This is a genomic window from Leptospira venezuelensis (assembly GCF_002150035.1).
Classification (GTDB): domain Bacteria; phylum Spirochaetota; class Leptospiria; order Leptospirales; family Leptospiraceae; genus Leptospira_B; species Leptospira_B venezuelensis.
On the sequence record NZ_NETS01000010.1, the window covers coordinates 1,108,946 to 1,128,836 of the forward strand.

The 19,891-nt window shown below is 38.6% G+C and carries 16 protein-coding genes; 9 read left to right on the forward strand and 7 right to left on the reverse strand.

The window, feature by feature from the left end; translation table 11 throughout:
* A complete protein-coding gene (locus B1C82_RS12410) occupies window positions 1-2,541 on the reverse strand; it encodes an ABC transporter permease (protein WP_086447861.1) in 2,541 nt (846 codons plus the stop codon).
* The gene (locus tag B1C82_RS12415) at window positions 2,538-3,257 is read right to left on the reverse strand and encodes an ABC transporter ATP-binding protein (protein WP_086447862.1); all 720 of its coding nucleotides are present in this window, start codon (window positions 3,255-3,257) and stop codon (window positions 2,538-2,540) included. The genes B1C82_RS12410 and B1C82_RS12415 overlap by 4 nt, the downstream gene beginning before the upstream one ends.
* A gap of 302 nt (window positions 3,258-3,559) precedes the next feature.
* Between B1C82_RS12415 and B1C82_RS12420 the strand changes: the two genes are divergently transcribed.
* On the forward strand, window positions 3,560-3,748 hold the full coding sequence (locus tag B1C82_RS12420; protein WP_033271995.1) for a PIN domain-containing protein: 189 nt from the start codon (window positions 3,560-3,562) through the stop codon (window positions 3,746-3,748).
* A gap of 282 nt (window positions 3,749-4,030) precedes the next feature.
* Entirely contained in the window at window positions 4,031-6,619 is a 2,589-nt protein-coding gene (leuS, locus tag B1C82_RS12425; protein ID WP_086447863.1) for a leucine--tRNA ligase, read from the forward strand.
* Between the two features lie 4 nt (window positions 6,620-6,623).
* Here the strand turns inward: leuS and B1C82_RS12430 are convergent, their stop codons facing one another.
* The 5 genes from B1C82_RS12430 to B1C82_RS12450 form a co-directional block, all read right to left on the reverse strand.
* On the reverse strand, window positions 6,624-7,709 hold the full coding sequence (locus tag B1C82_RS12430) for an LIC10486 family protein (protein ID WP_086447864.1): 1,086 nt from the start codon (window positions 7,707-7,709) through the stop codon (window positions 6,624-6,626).
* Between the two features lie 38 nt (window positions 7,710-7,747).
* The gene (locus B1C82_RS12435; protein WP_086447865.1) at window positions 7,748-8,482 is read right to left on the reverse strand and encodes a hypothetical protein; all 735 of its coding nucleotides are present in this window, start codon (window positions 8,480-8,482) and stop codon (window positions 7,748-7,750) included.
* 99 nt (window positions 8,483-8,581) lie between these two features.
* Window positions 8,582-9,934, reverse strand: coding sequence for a threonine synthase (gene thrC, locus B1C82_RS12440; RefSeq protein ID WP_086447866.1), 1,353 nt, complete (start codon window positions 9,932-9,934; stop codon window positions 8,582-8,584).
* 3 nt (window positions 9,935-9,937) lie between these two features.
* Window positions 9,938-10,930: an SPFH domain-containing protein gene (locus B1C82_RS12445; protein ID WP_086447867.1), complete on the reverse strand. Its 993-nt coding sequence runs from the start codon at window positions 10,928-10,930 to the stop codon at window positions 9,938-9,940.
* 58 nt (window positions 10,931-10,988) lie between these two features.
* A complete protein-coding gene (locus B1C82_RS12450) occupies window positions 10,989-11,528 on the reverse strand; it encodes an LIMLP_15305 family protein (protein WP_086447868.1) in 540 nt (179 codons plus the stop codon).
* Between the two features lie 168 nt (window positions 11,529-11,696).
* Between B1C82_RS12450 and B1C82_RS12455 the strand changes: the two genes are divergently transcribed.
* From B1C82_RS12455 to B1C82_RS12485, 7 genes are all read left to right on the forward strand, one after another.
* Window positions 11,697-12,887: an acyltransferase family protein gene (locus B1C82_RS12455; protein WP_086447869.1), complete on the forward strand. Its 1,191-nt coding sequence runs from the start codon at window positions 11,697-11,699 to the stop codon at window positions 12,885-12,887.
* Window positions 12,888-12,914: 27 nt separating this feature from the next.
* Window positions 12,915-13,511 carry a signal peptidase I gene (gene lepB / locus B1C82_RS12460; protein ID WP_086447870.1) on the forward strand — a complete coding sequence of 199 codons (597 nt, stop codon included), beginning with the start codon at window positions 12,915-12,917 and terminating at the stop codon, window positions 13,509-13,511.
* Window positions 13,512-13,604: 93 nt separating this feature from the next.
* Window positions 13,605-15,419, forward strand: coding sequence for a penicillin-binding protein (locus B1C82_RS12465; RefSeq protein WP_086447871.1), 1,815 nt, complete (start codon window positions 13,605-13,607; stop codon window positions 15,417-15,419).
* The gene (locus tag B1C82_RS12470; protein WP_086447872.1) at window positions 15,416-17,296 is read left to right on the forward strand and encodes a motility associated factor glycosyltransferase family protein; all 1,881 of its coding nucleotides are present in this window, start codon (window positions 15,416-15,418) and stop codon (window positions 17,294-17,296) included. Before B1C82_RS12465 ends, B1C82_RS12470 begins: the two co-directional genes overlap by 4 nt.
* 245 nt (window positions 17,297-17,541) lie before the next feature.
* The gene (locus B1C82_RS12475; RefSeq protein WP_157894128.1) at window positions 17,542-18,651 is read left to right on the forward strand and encodes a serine hydrolase domain-containing protein; all 1,110 of its coding nucleotides are present in this window, start codon (window positions 17,542-17,544) and stop codon (window positions 18,649-18,651) included.
* Window positions 18,652-18,938: 287 nt separating this feature from the next.
* Complete coding sequence (locus B1C82_RS12480; RefSeq protein ID WP_086447874.1) at window positions 18,939-19,319, forward strand: phasin-related domain-containing protein; 381 nt, start codon at window positions 18,939-18,941, stop codon at window positions 19,317-19,319.
* Window positions 19,320-19,411: 92 nt separating this feature from the next.
* Window positions 19,412-19,891 (forward strand): hypothetical protein, encoded by a 480-nt coding sequence (locus B1C82_RS12485; protein ID WP_157894129.1) that lies wholly within the window; start codon window positions 19,412-19,414, stop codon window positions 19,889-19,891.

Genomic DNA, 19,891 nt, shown 5'->3' on the forward strand with positions numbered 1-19,891 from the left:
TTAAACTTCTTTCAGATACAAAGTAGGGCTTCTTCTCCATTCATTTCTTAAAGTAGCAAAATACATCCCTACTACTGCAATATTAAGAGAAATATAAAAGATCCCGATTTCTAACCAAGGAACACTTGCTTGTATCTCGAATATGATCTCTGACATATAAGAAGAAACTCCCCAGACCAGAACAAAAGCTAATGTGAAAGATAAATTAGCTAAAAGTAAAGATTCTGCCAAAAAGTATTTTCGTAAAAATGTTTTGGTTCCGCCTATAATTCTTAGAAGTGAAGTTTCTTCTAATCTTTCTTTTCTACTTAGTTCCAAAGAGGAAAGTATCAATAAAAGAGAAGATAGAACGATCAATCCTGTCATCCAACGGATTGCAAAGGACATCTTTTCTAAAATTCCTAAGAAGGACTGGACTGCTTTTTCAGTATCTACGATCGTAAGGTTCGGGAACTCATTAGATAATTCTTTTTGGAGAGAATATCTGGAATCGGAAGATTCTAATAAAAACGAACTCAAATAGAACTTAGGAGCCTTTTCCAAAATCCCTTTTGAAAAAAGAACTACGAAGTTCGGCCTCATATCCGCCCAGTTAACCGTCCTGAAATTCCGGATGGTTCCGGTAACTTCTACCCCACCAATGGAGAAGGAAAGTTTATCTCCTAAATCCACTTTTAAGTTTTTAGAAAATTCTTTTTCGACTGAGATCTGGTCTTCTTCTCCCTTTCTCCAAAAATCTCCGTCGGTAACTTTTTCTGTAGGGTATAAATTCTCTCTGTAAGATAAGAAATATTCTCTGGTCCTTGCGGTAGATCTCCAATCTCTTCTGAGTGCGGAAAGTTCCATATCTTCTTTTTTAACAAGCTCTCCGTTTACATGGGTGAGCCTTGCTCCGATCACAGGAGATGTTAAAAGTTTTTCTACTTTATACTTCTCTGCTGTTTGTTGGAAGCTTTCCAGTTGTTCTGGTCGTATATCCAACACAAACATATTCGGTCTTCTTTCTTTATCATTTGCTCCACTGTATTCTAATAAGCTATCGCTTAAAAATATGCTGAGTAATAGAACAAAAACTGAAGAGCCAAGTCCTACTGAAACCCAAGAAAGTCCTGTTCTAGGCCTATCTAGTTTTCTTAATGCCATTCTTATACTTGCGGAGAATTCAGATCTTTGTAAAAGAAATCTAATGACAAAACGAATTCCTAAAATTCCAAGATAAACAACTACAGGCAAGAAGAGTAGAGTTGCACATAGTATCAATCCTTTGATCCAATCTCCAGTTTCCCACCAAGCTAATACAAAAAATAATCCGAAGACTGCGATAAATGAGATCGACTGTTTTAATTTCAATTTCGGAACAGAAGAAAGTTCATTTGCAAAATCTGATTTAAGAGCGTACATCGGACTTAGGTTCCGAGTAGTAGAAAGGCTTTCCCAAGCAGAAACTAATGGGACTACCCATGCTAAAACAAATGCCCATAAGAATGCTTTTAGATCAGGAATTAGCTTTGGTTCGAAAAGGAATTCTTTATCTGCCATATTCGGGATCTGAGTTTGTAGAAAACTTCCGAATAAAAATCCCAGTATTGCTCCTATTGTGGATAATATTAGAAGTTCCGAAAGAACGAGACCTAAAACTAAATTTGGCCCTGCTCCTAAACATTTATAAACAGCGAATGTGGTGGATTTAGACCTTACAACCGCTCTGCTTGTAAGAAGGATAGATATCCCTCCCAAGAAGAATGCACATAATGCCAATAAGGAAAAGAAATCCAACGTGTTTGTAAGGAATTTTTGGGATCCTGAATTTGCTTCCGTGCTTTCGTATAAGATAAGATCGTTCTTTGCGAATTCTGAAAATTTACTTTTTTTGAATACATTTGCGTCAGATCCGTTAGGAAGAAGGATCGGTACCTGGTAACTGATCCTAGAGCCTCTCTGCTCTAACCCAGTTTCTGCTAAAGATTCTTTTTTTATAATGGAACTAGGCGCCATAGATAGAAAGTTTCCAGCCATTCCTGGTTCTTTCAAAATACTTCCTTTTAATACGAAGTTACTTTCTCCTAATTGAACCTTAGAACCTATCTTAAGCTTTAAATTTTTGATCAGTCCGCTTTCTAAGAGTATTTCTCCCGGTTTTAGTTTGCGATAAAGGCCTTTTGGTTCTGTTTCTAATTCGCCGAAATACGGATAATCACCTTGGATTGCTTTGATCAAAGATAAACTTGAATCCTGGGAATCAGGATTTCTAAGCATAGAAGGGAATTGTACTAATTCGGATGATTTGCTTCCTTTTGGCAATTCCTTCGAAAGAAACGCTGTTTGTTCAGAGGTAAGGGGAGAAGGGCTCGTAACCACCAGATCTGAACCCATGATGTTTTTGGCTTCTCTGATGATAGAATTTGTAAATTGATCTCTATAAGAATGAACCGCAAGAACGGCGCCTGTTCCTATCGTAATTGCAAGAATGATTTGTAAGGAAGAAGTCTTTTTAGAAAAGATTTCTCTAAACATTACCCTCAGAAAGAATTTAATATTCATTTTTTCTTCCTAGAAACTGTCTTCTTAGCGGCAGTTTTAGGCTTTGCTCCGTTCAAGATCACACCATCTCTCATTTCTAAGATCCTATCCGCCATGGATGCAACCTTAGGATCGTGAGTAACAACTAACAAAGTGGATTTACGGTCTCTATTTAGTTGTTTGAGAAGCGACATTATGTTTTCTCCATTCTTCTTATCTAAGTTTGCAGTAGGTTCATCTGCAAAAAGTAGTTTAGGTTCATGTATAAAAGAACGAGCGATTGCTACTCTTTGCTCTTCTCCACCTGAAAGTTGGCTAGGAAAGTTATGTGCCCTATGTGCAATTCCAACCTTCTCTAACCAATACATAGCTTTTTCATGTATCACTTTTTCCGAAAGGTTTGTTGTCAAAGCAAGAGGAAGGGAAACGTTTTCTAACGCATTTAATGTCTTGATCAATTGGAAATTTTGGAATACAAAACCTATATGTTCTCCTCTGATCTTTGCTAATTCATCTTCTGACTTATCGAATAAGGATATACCATCTAAGAATACTGTTCCTGAATCAGCTTTATCTAATCCAGCCGAAACTGCGAGTAACGTGGACTTGCCAGAACCGGAAGGGCCGATCACTGCAACGAATTCACCAGACTTTACCTGGAATGAAACATCTTTTAATACATTAAATGTTTGGTCTGCAACTGTGTAAGACTTGTTTAAACCTGATATTGATAACAACTGATCACCTTCCTTTCGTTTTGACTGACCTAAACTCGGCACTTGACAGGAAATTTATTTTTACCTGAAAAAAACCATACTTGAAAATCTATTCCAAATAAAACCGCGCTCAGAATTTTTTTAAAAAAAATTGCAGTCATTTTCACAAACTTCCAACCTAATTTTTTTTGACTCTAGAGTGAGCCGATTTTATAAAGTAACTCTCGACGTACGGAGAGAAGTTCCGAAAGCAAGTATCAATCTTCGGACTTATTTACACTCCGTAAATAAAAAGACATTCGATGGAATTTTCTGGGAGCAAAATGCAATTATTAGCAGTGACGGATTTGAACGAAGAAGAAGCGGAACTTACACAAGCGCAAAGTAAGCAATATACATGTAAAGGATGCGGTAAAGAAACACCGAATCTCTTTCAGTACGACCTATGTCGAGATTGTTTGAACCAAACATTTCGTCGACTTATCAAGGTTATTGACTCAGTACGTAAATAAGTCAGAATCTCATCCAATATTTTTGTCCGTTTTCTAAGCAAGAGCTTAGAATTTCACTCCCAGAGAAAGCCGGTTTCCATCCGGCTTTCTTCATTTCGGACCCGAATTGACGTCTTTGGTTCCCTATAATTTAAAAACACTTCTTCTAGTAACAATTTCTAATGCCTTTTTTCTTACTAAAAAGAAAGAAACCGCTCTCGTTCTAGTTTTTCAGCTCTATAATCACCTTCCAGTATAACAAAAAAGAATTGGATTCTAGGCCTGAGGAAAAAACTTCACGGTATGGACTATCCGTTTCGGAAAATTGAATCAAAATGGCAAGATTATTGGGAAAAGAATTCTTCCTTTCGAACGGATCTACGCTCTTCTAAACCAAAGTTCTATTGTTTAGATATGTTCCCTTATCCCTCAGGTGCGGGATTGCATGTTGGTCACCCTGAAGGTTATACAGCCACAGATATTATTTCTCGTTACAAGAGAATGAAGGGTTTTGAAGTTTTGCACCCAATGGGTTGGGATGCGTTCGGTCTTCCTGCAGAAAGATATGCAATGCAAACTGGAATTCATCCAGCCATTACTACCAAGCAGAACGTGGACAATTTCAGAAGACAGATCAAATTGATAGGTCTTTCCTATGATTGGGATAGGGAAATTTCCACCACAGACCCGAAATATTACAAATTTACCCAGTGGATCTTCCTTAAATTATATGATTCTTGGTATGATTTTAGCGCTGCTAAAGCGAAACCAATCGCTGAATTGACTCAGAAATTCGAATCCAAGGGTTCAGAAGGATTTGAGGATCTCGAGACCTTCTCCGCAAAAGATTGGAAAGAATTTTCAAACGCAAAGAAAGAAACCATTCTTTCGGGATTCCGTTTAGTTTATCAGGCAGAAATTCCGGTAAACTGGTGCCCAGGCCTTGGAACAGTTCTCGCAAACGAAGAAGTAGAAGAATGGGTTGGAAAAGGATACGAAGTAGTTCGTAAACCTATGAGACAGTACATGATGCGTATCACTGCATATGCAGAAAGACTGTTAGAGGATCTTTCTTTAGTTTCTTGGCCAGGTTCTACGCTCGAAATGCAAAAGAACTGGATTGGAAAGAGTGAAGGTTTGGAACTTATATTTCCTTTTGATGTATCTTCTCCGCAAAACGGAATCAAGGTATATACTACTCGTCCTGATACCGTATTTGGGGTAAGTTATATGGTGCTTGCTCCGGAACATCCTTTGGTAGATTCAATTACTACTAAGGAACAATGGGAGAAGGTACAGGAATACAAAAAGGTTTCCGCTTTAAAGAGTGATCTGGATAGAACAGAACTTTCTAAAGAGAAATCCGGTGTGTTCACTGGAGCTTATGTTCTAAATCCTGCAGATCCTTCTAAAAAGGTCCCAGTGTGGATCGGTGATTATGTTTTATATGGTTATGGAACCGGAGCAATCATGGCGGTTCCTGCTCATGACCAAAGAGACTATGAGTTTGCAAAAGCTTTTGGGTTGGATATCCTACCAGTAATTGAGGGAGATCTTTCCCAAGGAGCTTTCGATTCTAAAGAGTCTGTTTGTATCAATTCTAGTTCTTCCGAAGTTTCGATCAACGGTTTGAAATATAAAGAAGCATTCTCTAAAACTGCTGATTGGGCAGAGAAGAAGGGTATAGGAAGAAGAAAGACCCAATTCAAACTAAGAGATTGGTTATTCGCTCGCCAAAGATATTGGGGAGAACCAATTCCTCTCGTTCATTATCCTTCAGGTGTAACAAAAGCAATTCCTGAATCAGAGCTTCCATTAGAACTTCCTAATTTATCTGAATTTAAACCTTCTGGTACTGGAGAATCTCCTCTTGCATTAGCAGGCGATTGGTTGAAATATAAAGATCCTGAAACAGGAGAGATCGGAACCAGAGAAACGAATACGATGCCTCAATGGGCTGGTTCTTGCTGGTATTATCTACGTTATATAGATCCTGAAAATCCGGATAAGTTTGTGGACGCGAACTTGGAAAAAGCATGGATGCCAGTGGATCTATATGTGGGTGGAGCGGAACATGCGGTTCTTCACTTACTATATTCGCGCTTTTGGCATAAGGTATTATTCGATCTAGGTTATGTAACTACTCCGGAACCTTTCAAAAAACTGGTTCACCAAGGTTTGATCTTAGGCGAGGACAAAAGAAAAATGTCCAAGTCTTTAGGGAACGTGATCAATCCGGACGAAGTGGTTACGAATTTCGGAGCGGATAGTTTACGTCTTTTTGAAATGTTTATGGGGCCGTTCGAAATGGTAAAACCTTGGAGCACCAGAGGTGTAGAAGGTGTATTCCGTTTCTTAAATCGAGTCTGGAGATTGTACCATTCAGGTGCAGAGGAATCTTTCCGTTTGGAAGATATAGAACCAAACGAAGATGAATTAAAGATCCTTCATAGAACCATCAAAAAAGTCGATGATGATATTAATAATTTCTCATTTAATACTGCGATCTCACAATTGATGATCTTTGTGAATGAGTTGACTCCGAGCCAACGCAGGCCTCGTAAAATTTTGGAACCATTCTTACTTTTAATCGCTCCATTTGCTCCTCACTTGGCGGAAGAACTTTGGTCCTTAGCAGGAAAATCTGATTCTTTAACCTACCAAACTTTTCCAAGTTATGAGGAGAAGTATCTGACTGACGACGAGATACTGATCGTGGTCCAGGTAAATGGAAAGTTAAGAGCAGAATTCCAGGCTGCAAAGGAAATTGCAGCTGATGAAGCGATTAAGATCGCAAAGTCTCTAGATAAGGTACAAGTTTTCTTAGACGGAAAACAGATCCGAAAAGAGATCTATGTTCCTGGAAAACTTGTGAACTTGGTCGTGGGTTGAGATCTTATTTCAAAAGAATAAAGGCAAGTAATCCAACTAGCAAGACCACTCCAACCAAAATCGCGTAGTTGAGAGCATTATTGCTTTCGGATTGTTTTGAACCCATACCTGCAGGACGCGGAGCATTCGCTGCAGTTTTCGGTCTAGCTAAGCGAACAGGCCTTTCTTCGAATGCTTGTAATAGAACGCCAGCAGGACCTTTTGCAAAAATATGATATTCGTTTTTACCGGAAGCGATTGCTACGAAAGAGCCGATCACAGGTTTTACATTTCCATCTTTGTCCATCGCGCCTAAAGTTTTAGCTAAAGCTTTTTCCTCAGGAGAAACAGAAGGAAGTTGCAAGAGGATCTTGTCTCCCTCGTTAAGATCATCGAAGTCGATTCCATTTACAGGAGATAAGATCGTTTTAGCCAACACCACTCTTCCGAAACCTTTTCGAATGGTTTCGATTTGGCGCATTACTGCCGCTTTTTCTGGATCTAAATTTTCTATAGGAGTAGCACCCTCTGGCGGATCTTCAGGTGGTTTAGGAATGGATTGGATAATACCTGCAAAAAAACTTTTGCCTCTACATTTTAAACTAGATACATATTCCACGTCTGCTTGGACACGGATCATATTGATCTTCATACTAGCTTTGATTTGATTCTCTAACAAGTTAACTAGCGCAGCGGTATCATTACGATCCCACATTGGATAATATTGTTCTAATATTTGTTTTGTTAATTTAGTATGAAGGATTCTCGCAACTTGATCAGACAAACCTGGATCTGGAGCTTCTTGTCTGGCAGCTTCTGCAATATCATGAGAGATTTGACCAAAATCTTCGAAGGTTCTGATCTTTCGGATCACAGAAGAGTTGGAGAATAAGGAATATAATTCTAAAAATTCGTTTTTATATCTGGATAATAATCCTAAAACTACGCCTGCTTTGTTCTCAACATCGATCCTTAATTTTAGAAGATAGGCGTCTTTGATTTTTCCTTGGATAAGTTCTATCGCTTGTTCTTCTGTATGAACGGATTCCAAGGCAAGATTCATTTGGTTTGCCTGCTCTTGGAGTTTACTTGTCTGAGGATTCTGTTCCATATTGCTAAAGACCTAACTGAAGTAAGGAGAACTTTAGGTCATGTTAAGCCGCTAGCCTTTTCTTGTAACCATTTTTGGTATCTTTGCCTTCTGGGCACATAATTCTGATCCAAGGGGATTTCGACTCTAGCTACTGTTCTATTTTCCGCCTGGCGACTATAGATCGTAAACAAATGGCGGTCATAGCCGCTTTGGGCTACCAAGATCTCCACCATTGTGATACCCATACCTGCACCTTCTGTAGTATCACCATATTTCATATAGTATTCGAATAGATTGTCAAATTCTTTAGAGTGAACAAATTTCTCTCTGATCCGTTTCTCTTCTCGAACTGCGAGAGTGAAATTATTTTGTACGAATAGAATAATCCGGTCTGAACTGAAACTTAGAGTAACTTTTACAAATAGACCATGCTCTTTCATTTTCCTACGATAGTAGGGAAACTTTCTACTGACTAGGTTTTCCTTAAAAGACTCCATTCCCAAATCATATTGAGAAGGGTCAGCGATATTAAGACCTAGTTCCTTAAATAGAACTCGTTTAATTGCTGCTTTGGTCGCGTTTACGATCAGCTCTTTCGCGGAAGTAAATATTAGTTCGGTGAGATCCTCTCTTTTATATTTGGAAAGGACGGTTTGGATGATATGTTTAAGCTTATTTTCGCCCCGAGTACTCAGGACATAAGTAATAATAGAAATTGGCTCTTCTTTTTTTACGGCCGTCTCGACCTCGAAGAGGAATTCCTGAGGAAGTTCCTCGATTCCCTCGTACATTTGGATTCTCGATTATATGGACCCCGGCGCGCTTACGAGAAAAAAACGAAAAACGCCCAGGAAAAAAGAACGGGAATTTCCAATGGGAAATGAAAAATTTTAACCTTTCATCTGTAGAAAACCGCTGATTTCGTCCATGACGGCTCCTACTTCAGGTTTGCAGGATCGAATAACGTTAATCAGTTTTTGATCGGTTCCAGGGATCTTTCCTTCATGGAATTTGAGTTTAAATTCTGTGAATTTTAAACCGTGGGCGGTGGAGATTACGACCACCTGATCACCTTTTGCAATGGTTCCCTTGCCCATAAGTTTGTATAAAGCAGCAAGTGCTACTCCAGTATGAGGATCATTGTAAAGGCCATATAGATCAGTTTTGGCAGAAGCATCTGAAAGTTCAGCTTCACTTGCTTGTTCTACAATTCCATTGAATTTTTTTAATGTACGAATTGCCTTTTGAACTGATACAGGATTCCCGATCTGTATTGCAGAGGCAAGAGTAGGCTTCGCATCCACAGGACTGAACTCTTCGAAATTTTTCAGATAAGAAAGATAGAGTGGGTTTGCATTCTTAGCTTGGGCCAGAACAATCCTAGGAAGTTTATCGATCAGACCTAATTCTTTCGCCATCTCGAAACCTGCTCCGAGTGCGGAAACATTTCCTAAATTTCCGCCAGGGATAATGACCCAGTCAGGAACCTTCCATTCCAATTGTTGAACGATCTCAGGTGCGATTGTTTTTTGACCTTCGATGCGAAGACTGTTCATTGAATTTGCAAGATAGATACCAGCTTCTTTGGTAACTTCTTTCACAATCTTCATACAACCGTCAAAATCTGTTTCGAGCGCGATTACTTTTGCACCGTTAGAAACAGGTTGGATCAATTGTGCTTGGGAAACTTTTCCTGCAGGAAGAAAAATGATCGCAGGAATCCCTGCTTTTGCAGCGTAAGAAGCGAGCGCTGCAGAAGTATCTCCGGAACTTGCACATGCTACAGCTCTGATCTTAGCTCCCTTGTTCAACATATGTTTTACTTGGGAGAGAAGAACTGTCATGCCTAGGTCCTTAAAAGAACCTGTGTGGGAGATCCCACATTGTTTGATCCAAAGACCACCTAGACCAAAATGTTTTGTTAATCTTTCGGAATTGAATAAATGAGAAAGGCCTTCGCCAGAACTTACGATTTCAGAATCTTCTACATGAGGAAGAACCCATTCTCTTTTATTCCAGATACCTGAACTGTTCGGAAATTTTACCGAACCCAATCTGGAATCGAATAGGTCCTTCCATTCCTTACCTGATTTTTCTTTAAGAGCACCCATATCATGAGAAACCTGGAGAAGGCTTCCACATATACGACACTCGTATATGATATCATTTAGATCGTAAGTTGCTCCGCAAGAATCGTTGATACAGCGAAATTCCGCTTTCAACTTGGTGAAGGTAAGGCTCATACTTTAGATAGAATTTAGAATGTCCTTTTTTTTGGCATCAAATTCTTCCTGAGAAATCAGGCCCTGATCCAACATACTTTTGAGTTTTGTAAGTCTTGCGGTAGCGTCATTCTGGTTGGAATTCCCACCGGCATTGTTCTGTCCCATCATTCCAGCCATCATATTGCCCATATTCATTCCCATTCCTAGCCCCATACCAGCAGACATACCCTGTCCAGCATTACCACCTTCGTTCTTGGCCGCAGCTTCACCAATATCCAACATTCTTTTTTGTTGGTACATACCTCCGAGAGCGTCGATCTCGAATTTGTCAGCGAGAACTTTTTGGATCTTTTGAAAGTTCGGATCGTTTTGATCGAAGTTGATGGATTGAACAAAAAAATCTAAAACTTCTATTCCATACTTGGAGAAGTCAGGTTGAATCTTAGTTTTTCCTGCAGAAGAAGCTTCTTCTAAATGTTGGTTTAGACGAGTGATCGGTTCTCCGGATTTTAAAACAACTTCTGCCAAGAAATCGCTTAGCCTAGTCACGATCATTGGTCTTAAGAAATTATCCACTTCGTCTTGCGAATAGGCTCCTCTAGAGCCCACTACTCCAACGGCGAATGCTTTCGAGTCGACGATCTTAATATTATAAGAACCGTTTGCTCTTACTCCTAACGTGATCGTATATTTTGGATCTTCTACTTGGATAGGAGCTGGAGTCCCCCATTTTAATTGGATGAGAGCCTTATTTATATAAACTACTTCCGCAGTAAAAGGAGTCTGTCCTCCAAAAGGAAGGTTCACTAATTTTTCTAAAATAGGAACGTTCCCTGTTTTTAAAGTATGAGTTCCTGGTCCGAAAATATCCAGAGCCTTACCTTCTTTGAAGAAGATAGCTTCTTGGCTTTCGTTCACTACCAACTGTCCGAAGGTACTGATATCGTTACGGGGAAACTTCCATACAATCTCTCCCGGTTTTCCTTCGTATTTTATTACGTCTATTAATGCCATAAGAACTCCTTGGAAATATATTATTCACTACTCAACATTCGGCAAATCAAAAATAAGACTATCGTTTTAAGAAGACATCCTTTCTACTTTTTAAGGCAGAATCGAACTCATCTAATTCAGATCTAAACTTACTAATCCAATCTCTCACAGTGTCTACTGAAACTTCTGGAGAAAAGTTGGAGGATTTAATATTTGCGGATAATTCTTCTGCATGATGGATCAATGAATAATCCCATTCTGCTAAAGCTTCCAGCTCTGATTCAGTCGCCTTAAATCCAGTTCCTAATCCGTTCAGACCGTAACTTGCTCCAATAATTTCGTTTTTGAGTCTTTCTACGATGGAAAGTAAGACCTCCGTAGAACCGATTAGGTCCAATCTTCTCTCTCGGACGAAATTTTCTTCAATCCTGCGTATAGGCTCTTTGAGAGAATCCAATTTTTTGGATAATTCATTTCGAGAGATCCTATCCGCTTCGTAATACTGATGATTCTTTAAGACTTCTCCATAAAAAGGAAATGCTGAAAGAAAGGATAAAATCTTTCCCTTCTCTGCTTTGAATCTGGAAACATATTGTGAGATCGGGCTGTTCGAAGTCATGGGTAGAAGGATGATCCGGAATTTCTTTCCAAGCAAGACAAATACTTATCTTTTCTTATCATATCTATGAAATCGTAACTTAAGATCTAAAGTTTCCCCGGATTTATTTCTTGCTAGCAGATACCCGAAAAGTTTTTAATTCAATTCAGGAAACGGAATCTTCTCTTTATGAAATCCTATATATTATCTATTTTTGCGTCCAAAAAGGGAGAAATAGAATCATTAAACGGAATTAGAGCGATTGGAATTTTGATGGTAATGACTAACCATCTTTGGGTCTCCAAACAGCCGATCATGGGTGAGATGCCTTTCTGGTTATCCTGGTTTGTAGAGAATCAAACGACCATTGTAGACGTATTTTTCGTATTGGGTGGCTTTCTAAATTACGGTGGTATACTCCAATCGTATAAAAAAGAGAACAAATTTCCTTATCGCAAATTTATTACGAATCGTTCTTTAAGAATACTTCCTGCTTATTACGCTGCATTAGCTTTTTCTTATTATTATTTTTATAAACAACTTAATGCTCTGAAAAATATACCGAATCCGAGTCAAGATCTGATTTGGTTGATAGATAAAGGTCAAAAGGCATCGGATTATGTTTGGGCCGACGGTATCTTTTTATCTAACTTCTTTCCTAGAGTTTTGGACGTGGGTTGGTATATATCCTTAGAGCAACAGATCTATCTTTTGATGGTGGTTCTTGGTCCCTTCTTCTTATTTTCTAAAACCAAAAAAACAAGAGTAATCATATTATCGATAATTTATATTATTCCATTCTTATCTAGATGTTATCTATATTCTAAGGGGTCCATGAACGCAGAGGCACTTTTTTGGACCGAGAATCGATTCGATTCAATGATCGCAGGAATGCTTTTGGCAGAATATGTGGATTATAGACCAGTAAAAGAAAGTTTAGGAAAACTAAAATATTCTCTTATTGGAATAACTGCGATCGCTTTTATATTAATCTCTTATTCATTCAATTGGAAGCATTTCATCCGATTGACTCTTGCGAATAATTTTTATAATATTGCCTTAGCTCTAATTATCTATCTGGCGATCCAGAAAGATGGAATATTCAAAACAATTTTAGGATTACCGATCTTCCGTCCACTATCCAGGATCACATTTACGGTTTATTTATGGAATATCCCTTTGATGGGGATTGCAACTAGGTGGGCCCTCAAAGGGGAAACTTTAGTTACATTAAGCGTACTTCCAAAATTATATTTTATATGTTTTGGGTTTACTATCTTAGCTGCTTGGCCAATCTTTTTGCTGATAGAACAACCTTTTATTTGGTGGAAAGAGAAACAGAAAGTTATGGAAAATAAGATCGAGACTAAGACTGCATAGTCTCGTCCAATCAATAAGAAATATAGTATGAAATTTGATTCGGAAATAATTCGGTCGATCAGGCAGTCTGCATTTCGTTGGATCAGACTTTCTTTTCCGATCCTATTTGCGATATTCTTCATATTATATTTCAGGATTTTTGTAATCCAATTCTATTTGATCAGTGGCACGAGCATGATGCCTAGCTACAAAGAGAATGATTGGGTCTTGGTAAAAAAATGGGGCTTCCCCGCGCAGATAGGACCTTGGGTTTTATATATCTTAGAACCTGCTGTGGATAGATTTGATGTACTGGTCTTGGATGGGATTGGTGCAGAACTAAGTTTAAAAAGAGTAGTCGGACTTCCTGGAGATTTTTTCAGATTCTCGGAAGGAAGAATTTTAATAAACGATTCTTCCTTGGAGGAACCATTTCTAAATACAGGCTATACTACACAGGCGCCATCTGCATCCATTCTACCTGTGATCGGAGTCTCGGGAAATATTGGTATTGGAGATTCAGGCAGGATTCCTCCCGGTTACGTCCTGGTTTTGGGAGATAACCGAGAATTTTCCACAGATTCCAGAAATTACGGCCTAATTCCTTTCAAAAAATTGAGAGGAAAGGTAATCTCCAGCTTTTAAATCATTATTCCTATTCGGATTTCACTTGTACTAGAAAAGCTCTTTAATCATTCTGAAAAAGACCGAAATTAATAAAAGCGGTTAGTTTCATAGATGGATTATAACCTTCTCAATCGAAAACGATTTACCATCTTATTCATTCTTTTATGTGTATTTTTCTCCGGATTATTGATCCGGGTAGGCTATCTAGTATTTTTTAATGATAGAGAGATAGCTTTCAAGAATGGAGAAAGAATTGGTCGAGGAGCTATCTATGATAGAAGAGGAATTGAGTTGGCATTGTCCATTGATTCTTCTACGATCGGGATTTATCCAGGAAACGTATACGATCCGAATTTTACCGCAGTACAAATCTCTCCTTATCTAGATATTCCTCCTGAAAAGATAGAATCATTGATCCGCGAAAAAAGCAGATATTTCCTCTTAAAGAGAGAGATAGATGATACAACTGCAAGTCGTATCATGGAAATGGCGCTTCCAGGAGTGAGAAGAGAAAGAGAATTTAAAAGAGTTTATCCTCATGGAAGTCTGGCAGCAAGTCTTATTGGCTTTACAGGAATGGATGATGATAAGGCTCTCTCTGGTCTAGAATATTATTATAATCAAGAATTGATGACACCTACTGAGGCAGATTCTGCACGAGGTGCAAATCTTCATTTAACTTTAGATGGGCTCATTCAATTTAAATTGGAAAAGTCTCTCGGAAAAAGATTCGAAGAAGCCGGTGCGAAAAGAGCGGTAGGGCTTTTGATGGAGATCCATACTGGAAGAATATTGGCAATGGCCAGTTTTCCTTCTTTTGATCCAAATCGTTATTCATCTTTTGAAGAATATTCCCATACAAATTGGGCGATCAGGCATGTATACGAGCCCGGATCTACCATGAAAATTTTTCTAGCGAGCATACTTCTTAACGAAAACTTAATACATCCAAACGAAAAATTCGATTGTCCCGGATATGTGGACTACGGAAAGACCAGGATCAAATGTACTCATGTCCACGGAAAAGTGAACCTGGAAGAAATCCTGCAGTATTCCTGCAACGCAGGTATTATCAAAGCAGCTTCGAAGATCCCGAATGATGTACTTTATGAATATATGAAAAGATTTAGATTCGGAGATAGAGCGGGACTTCTACCAAACGAATCAGTCGGCTATATGCCTACCTTGAACAAATGGACGCCAACAACTCCAATGTTCATGGCGATTGGCCAAGGAATTTCAGTAACTCCAATACAGTTGGTTGCATCTGCAGCTTCAATAGTTAACGGAGGAAGATTTATTACTCCTCGAGTGGTTTCTCATATCACTGATTCGTATGGAGAAGTCCTACAGGAATTTCAATCTGAAGAAACTCCTGTAGGCATCAAAGAATACTCCACCGAAAAATTATTGAAGGCGATGACACGAGTCGTCCAAGCAGGAACAGGAAAGAACGCATACATCCAAGAATATTCCATCGCAGGAAAAACAGGGACCGGACAAAAGGCAGTATCTGGTCGAGGTTACCAAGATGGATTATGGTCCGCTTCCTTTTTAGGATTTTTTCCAGCGGACAAACCTAAGGTCGTTGGACTGATACTCTTTGATGAGCCCAAGGGAGACAGTCACACTGGAGGAGGACTTGCCGCTCCTGTATTCAGAGAAGTGGTGGAGAATATCATTCCAATCATAGAACAGGGAGAAAGAACTGTGAACGTGAATCTTCCAAAGTTAGAAAGAAAACCGCTTACAGGAAAATCAGAACGTATACCTGATTTGGTCGGAAGAAGTAAAAGAGAAGTAGTAGAATTATTATCTCCTTTAGGAGTTCCTTATAAACTTCACGGAAGCGGTTTCTGTTACGAACAAGACCCTTCTCCGGGTTCTTCTTACGAAGGTAAAAGGATAAACGTATTTTTCCAATGAAGGAATTCAGGTCGGATTTACTCGAAAAAAATTTGGCCTCACTTCGCAGCTTCGCGCCGGAAGCCTCAGAAAGAATTGGATCTTCCCAGATCAATTTCGAGATCGTTCCTACAAAAACAGAAGATCCTAGTTTAAAGATCGATAATATTCTTTTGCACAGTTCTATGGATCCTCGTAAAGAAGCAGAAAGGCAGCTTGCAGATCTAAAAAAAGGAGATGAAGAAAGAGCATTTCTATTTTTCGGTGCAGGTCTCGGTTATTCCATACAATATGCATTAGGATTTGATAAAATAATTTGCGTGTGGATGGAACCTTTCCCAGAAATTATTAAGGCAGCGTTTTCACTTTTTGATTTTTCCCCTATGATACTATCAGGGAAGTTAAGGATATTCCTTCCACCATATGAAGAATCTGCATTTTACGAAGGTTTTAAAGGGATTTCCGGCTATCCTGTAAGTTTTATTCCTCATAGAGGAAGTCTACAATGGAAAAAAGAAGAATACCAAGAACTTCGGTTTTTGGCAGAGACTTTCTTTCATAAGAAAGATGTAAATACTGCAACATTAACTAGATTTGAAAAAGTCTGGACCGGCAATTTTATCAGAAACCTTCCTGAGCTTGTAGATATGCAGCCCATAAAGGAATTATTCGGTTTATGTAAATCTAAAGTGGATGTAGTTGTTTGTGGGGCGGGACCTTCTCTTTATCTTTCCTTACAAGAACTGAAAGAATATAGAGAAAACTTTATATTGATCGCAGTAGACACTGCACTTCTTATTCTACAAAAATCGGGGATAGATCCGGACCTTGTGTTTAGTGTTGACCCCCAGCCTTTAAATTCAAAATATTTAGAAGGTTATTCTGGAAAGGCAAAGTTTATATTTGATCCAACTACTTCGTATCATTCATTAAGAATGCCTTATATAGGAAAAAATCACTTTCTGACTTCTTCTCCTTTTCCTTGGATCAAACTTTTGGAGAATGCTTCTGAGAACGGATTAGGGGCAGTGGATTTTGGCGGCTCCGTTTCTACAAATGCTGCCAGTTTAGCGGAAAAGATGGATGCAAGATCCATTTTACTTTTGGGGCAGGATCTTTCCTTTCCGGGTTCACAGGCTCATTGTAAGGGTGCGATCTTAGAAGAAAGATTGAACTTTCTAGAATCCAGGACTCAAAGAAGGGAACATCATAATTATAAACAAATGACTGCTTTGCCGCCAAAGTGGATCGAATCTGCAGAAGGAAAAAAACTCAGGACGAACGAAAAACTTCTAATTTTCAAAAAATGGTTCGAAGAAAGACAAAAAGACCGTCCTTGGGCCAATCTTGGAAAAGACGGAGCGAAATTAGAAGGGATCAGGAATATTACGTTTAAAGAATGGTTTAAACAAAATCTTCCGAATACAAAAGAGGTTTCTGGGATTAAAGAGAAGATCCAGTCACTTCTATCTTCTAAAATCAACGGAAAAAAAGTATCTGCAGAATTGAATAAGATCCGCAACGAGCTAAAAGAATTCGGAATACAAGTCTCTACGGGAGAAATTATTTCCGAAAAAATATACAGCCTCATCCAAAATGGAGAGAAGGACAAAGAATCAATTCGAAAGGCGCTACATGAGATTTCTGTAATAGACGATCGCATAAGTTCTAAAAAAGGACTCACTGAATTCTTAGGGATCAGCTTACAAAGAGTGATCTTGGCAATCACAGAAGGATATGATACGGAACTCACATTAGAAGAAAAGAAGAACGATAGACTTGCAGTCGCGAAAAAGAGCCTTCTTCTTTATTCTGGATTGAAAAAGAGTGCAGAAATGAACATTGGTTTACTCAATAGATCCATAATGCGATTTTCTTCTGACAAAATTTCCGATTAACAAGCGTTCATTTTTTTTAAATTCAATTTTTTCCTCTCTCCCCTTGACATTCTCTCTCTTTTGTAGATAATTTGGCCCCAAAGTATATAAGGGGTTCCGCTTGGGATCGTTTGTATATTAAAAATATATAATTGAAGAGAATTAGTATGTATAGGGATTTTTTCCGATTGAAAGTCGGCGTTTTTGCGCTGTTATTGTGTTTTAATCTTTTGTTATTTAACTGCAAAAAGGAAGAAGCAGATTCGATGGGGCAATTGGGAGCCATCCAAGCGGCACTTGCATGTAAGACCTTAAACGAATGTTTTGATTCGACTGCATCTCTATCCAAAAGCGGAGCTTCTTTCCAAGTTTTTAAAAAAGACGGAACAAGAGTGTACTTTAGAGAAAAAGGGGCATTGGGTGCTGATAAGGTCGGACCGATTTTTTCTGCATCAAAATTGGTAACTGCATCCGTAATCATGGCGTTCGTGAGCGGGACTTGTGGGTCTTCAGCAAATTCGATGAATTTAAATACTACAACCGGAAATATCTTAGGTTGGACGGGAGTAAAAGGAACTATAACCTTAAGGCAACTAATGTCTTTCACTTCAGGATTATATTCGGATAATAGTTCCGATGAAATGGGTAGTTGTGTTTTTACTCTACCTAACGGTGCAAGTTCTGGAGATAAAAATTTATGTACGGATTTTATCCGAGACAATACACAAACTACTAAACAGCCAGGAGAAGAATTCTACTATAATTCTTATCATATGGCCGTGGCTCAAAGAATGGCGGAAATAGATTCAGGAAAAAATTGGCAGGACCTTTTTGAAGATTGTATTGCTTCTCCTTTAAGTATTACCGTGGATCCAGGAACAGGAAACGGTATCTGGTATGCTGACATTTCTAATAAGAGCGGAGATGGAAGTTTAGCGGGAGCTTATGGGTTATATCTGACTGCAAACGATTATGCGAAGATCATGCATATGCTTGCGAATGAAGGGAATTCAGGCGCGATTATATCTGCTTCAAATGTGAATGAAATTTTTAAAGATCAATATGAAGAGGATACTAAGATCAAATATTCACAGTTCGCTTTGTTCGGATATTATTGGCATTATGGATTAGGAAATTGGAGATTTTGTTCTCAGCCCAATGATTCGACTGATTGCGATCAGGACGTAAATAATCACAGTTTTGGAGCTAATGGATTCTATCCTTGGATAGATCGAAATAAAGAGTATTATGCTGTTTTTGGAGTGAACGAATTTAATTCGAATCCATTTAATATCATCAGTATCCTACAACCGAACTCGGCAGCATTGTTTTTCGGACAAGATGCAAAGAAATATATTCCAGCTCTTTTGGAATAAAAAATTTTGAGAATGGCTCCGTGAAACATCGGAGTTTTAAAAAGTTGAAAAATTTTCATTCTTTAGAGCTATCATATGTGTATAACCTGTAAATAACCCCGCTCGAATACACTTTGCTCAGCAAATTTTATATAAATCTCGGTAAAATCCTGCCATATGGCGTCTCATTTCGGAAATAATGTAAAAATTCGCCTTTGAAACTTTTTTTCATTTTTTAGTTGACTCAATTTGTGCTACGCACTACAAATGGATTGTGCGCCGCACAACGGTGTGCCAAGGAGCTAAAAATGGAAAAACAAATTCTAGATGTACTGAACGCAGGTCTTGGTTTGGTTAAAAGTGGACAAGAAGGTCTGGATAAAGCGAAAGCAGAATTTACTAAGAGTTTTCAAGAACTCGCAGCTAAAGGCGCTTCCGACAATTCAGAAGCATCTGTTCGTGTTCGTGAGTTCGTAGACAAATTCTTAAACGAAGCAAAAGAATTATCTACTGCTGCTACTAAAACCTACGAAGATTCTCGCGCTAAGGCTCTTGAAGTTTATAACCAGATTGCAGAAGAAGCTAAGAAATTAGTTCCTGCTGAACAAATCGAAGCTATCAAGGCAAAATTTAGCGAAGTTACGGAGACAGTTAAAAAAACCGCTGCTCCAACTAAAAAAACTGCTTAATATAAGCCTTTTGAACCTCCATATCGGCGGGGGATTCCTCCCGCCGAAAATTTTTTCCTCTTCTCTCAGTTTTGAATCCGATTAAGTTCCTAATGACTAAAATTACATCAGTATATGTAATTCTCTTTCTCCTTTTCATTGTAGATTGCCGCATGAGTGGTTCCGGCGAAGAAGAAAGAAGGTTTATACATTCTTTTCGGAAAGAAGTGTATCTCGGAAATGCATTAAACGCGGAAAAAATGATCTGCGAACATGTGCTTTTCAGCCCTGAGCGCAAGAAAGTAGAAAAAATGTTTTCTCGCATAAACCAAGTTGGCGCAAGGGCGAACATTGTACACGAAAGTACAACGTGGAAGTTTTCGGAATTTAACGGAATCGATATTAACTTTTTAGTATTGGATGCGGTTCGAAGAAAGAAAGACTATTATAGAGAGCAAGTTATTGCAGGTAAGTTGGAAGGAAAACTTTGCATTTTTGGCTATACCATGTATAAAGATAATAATTTAAAAAAGGGCCTAGGAGAAATGAAAGATAGTATGGGGCAACCTTTTGACATTGAGTTTGAAGAATAA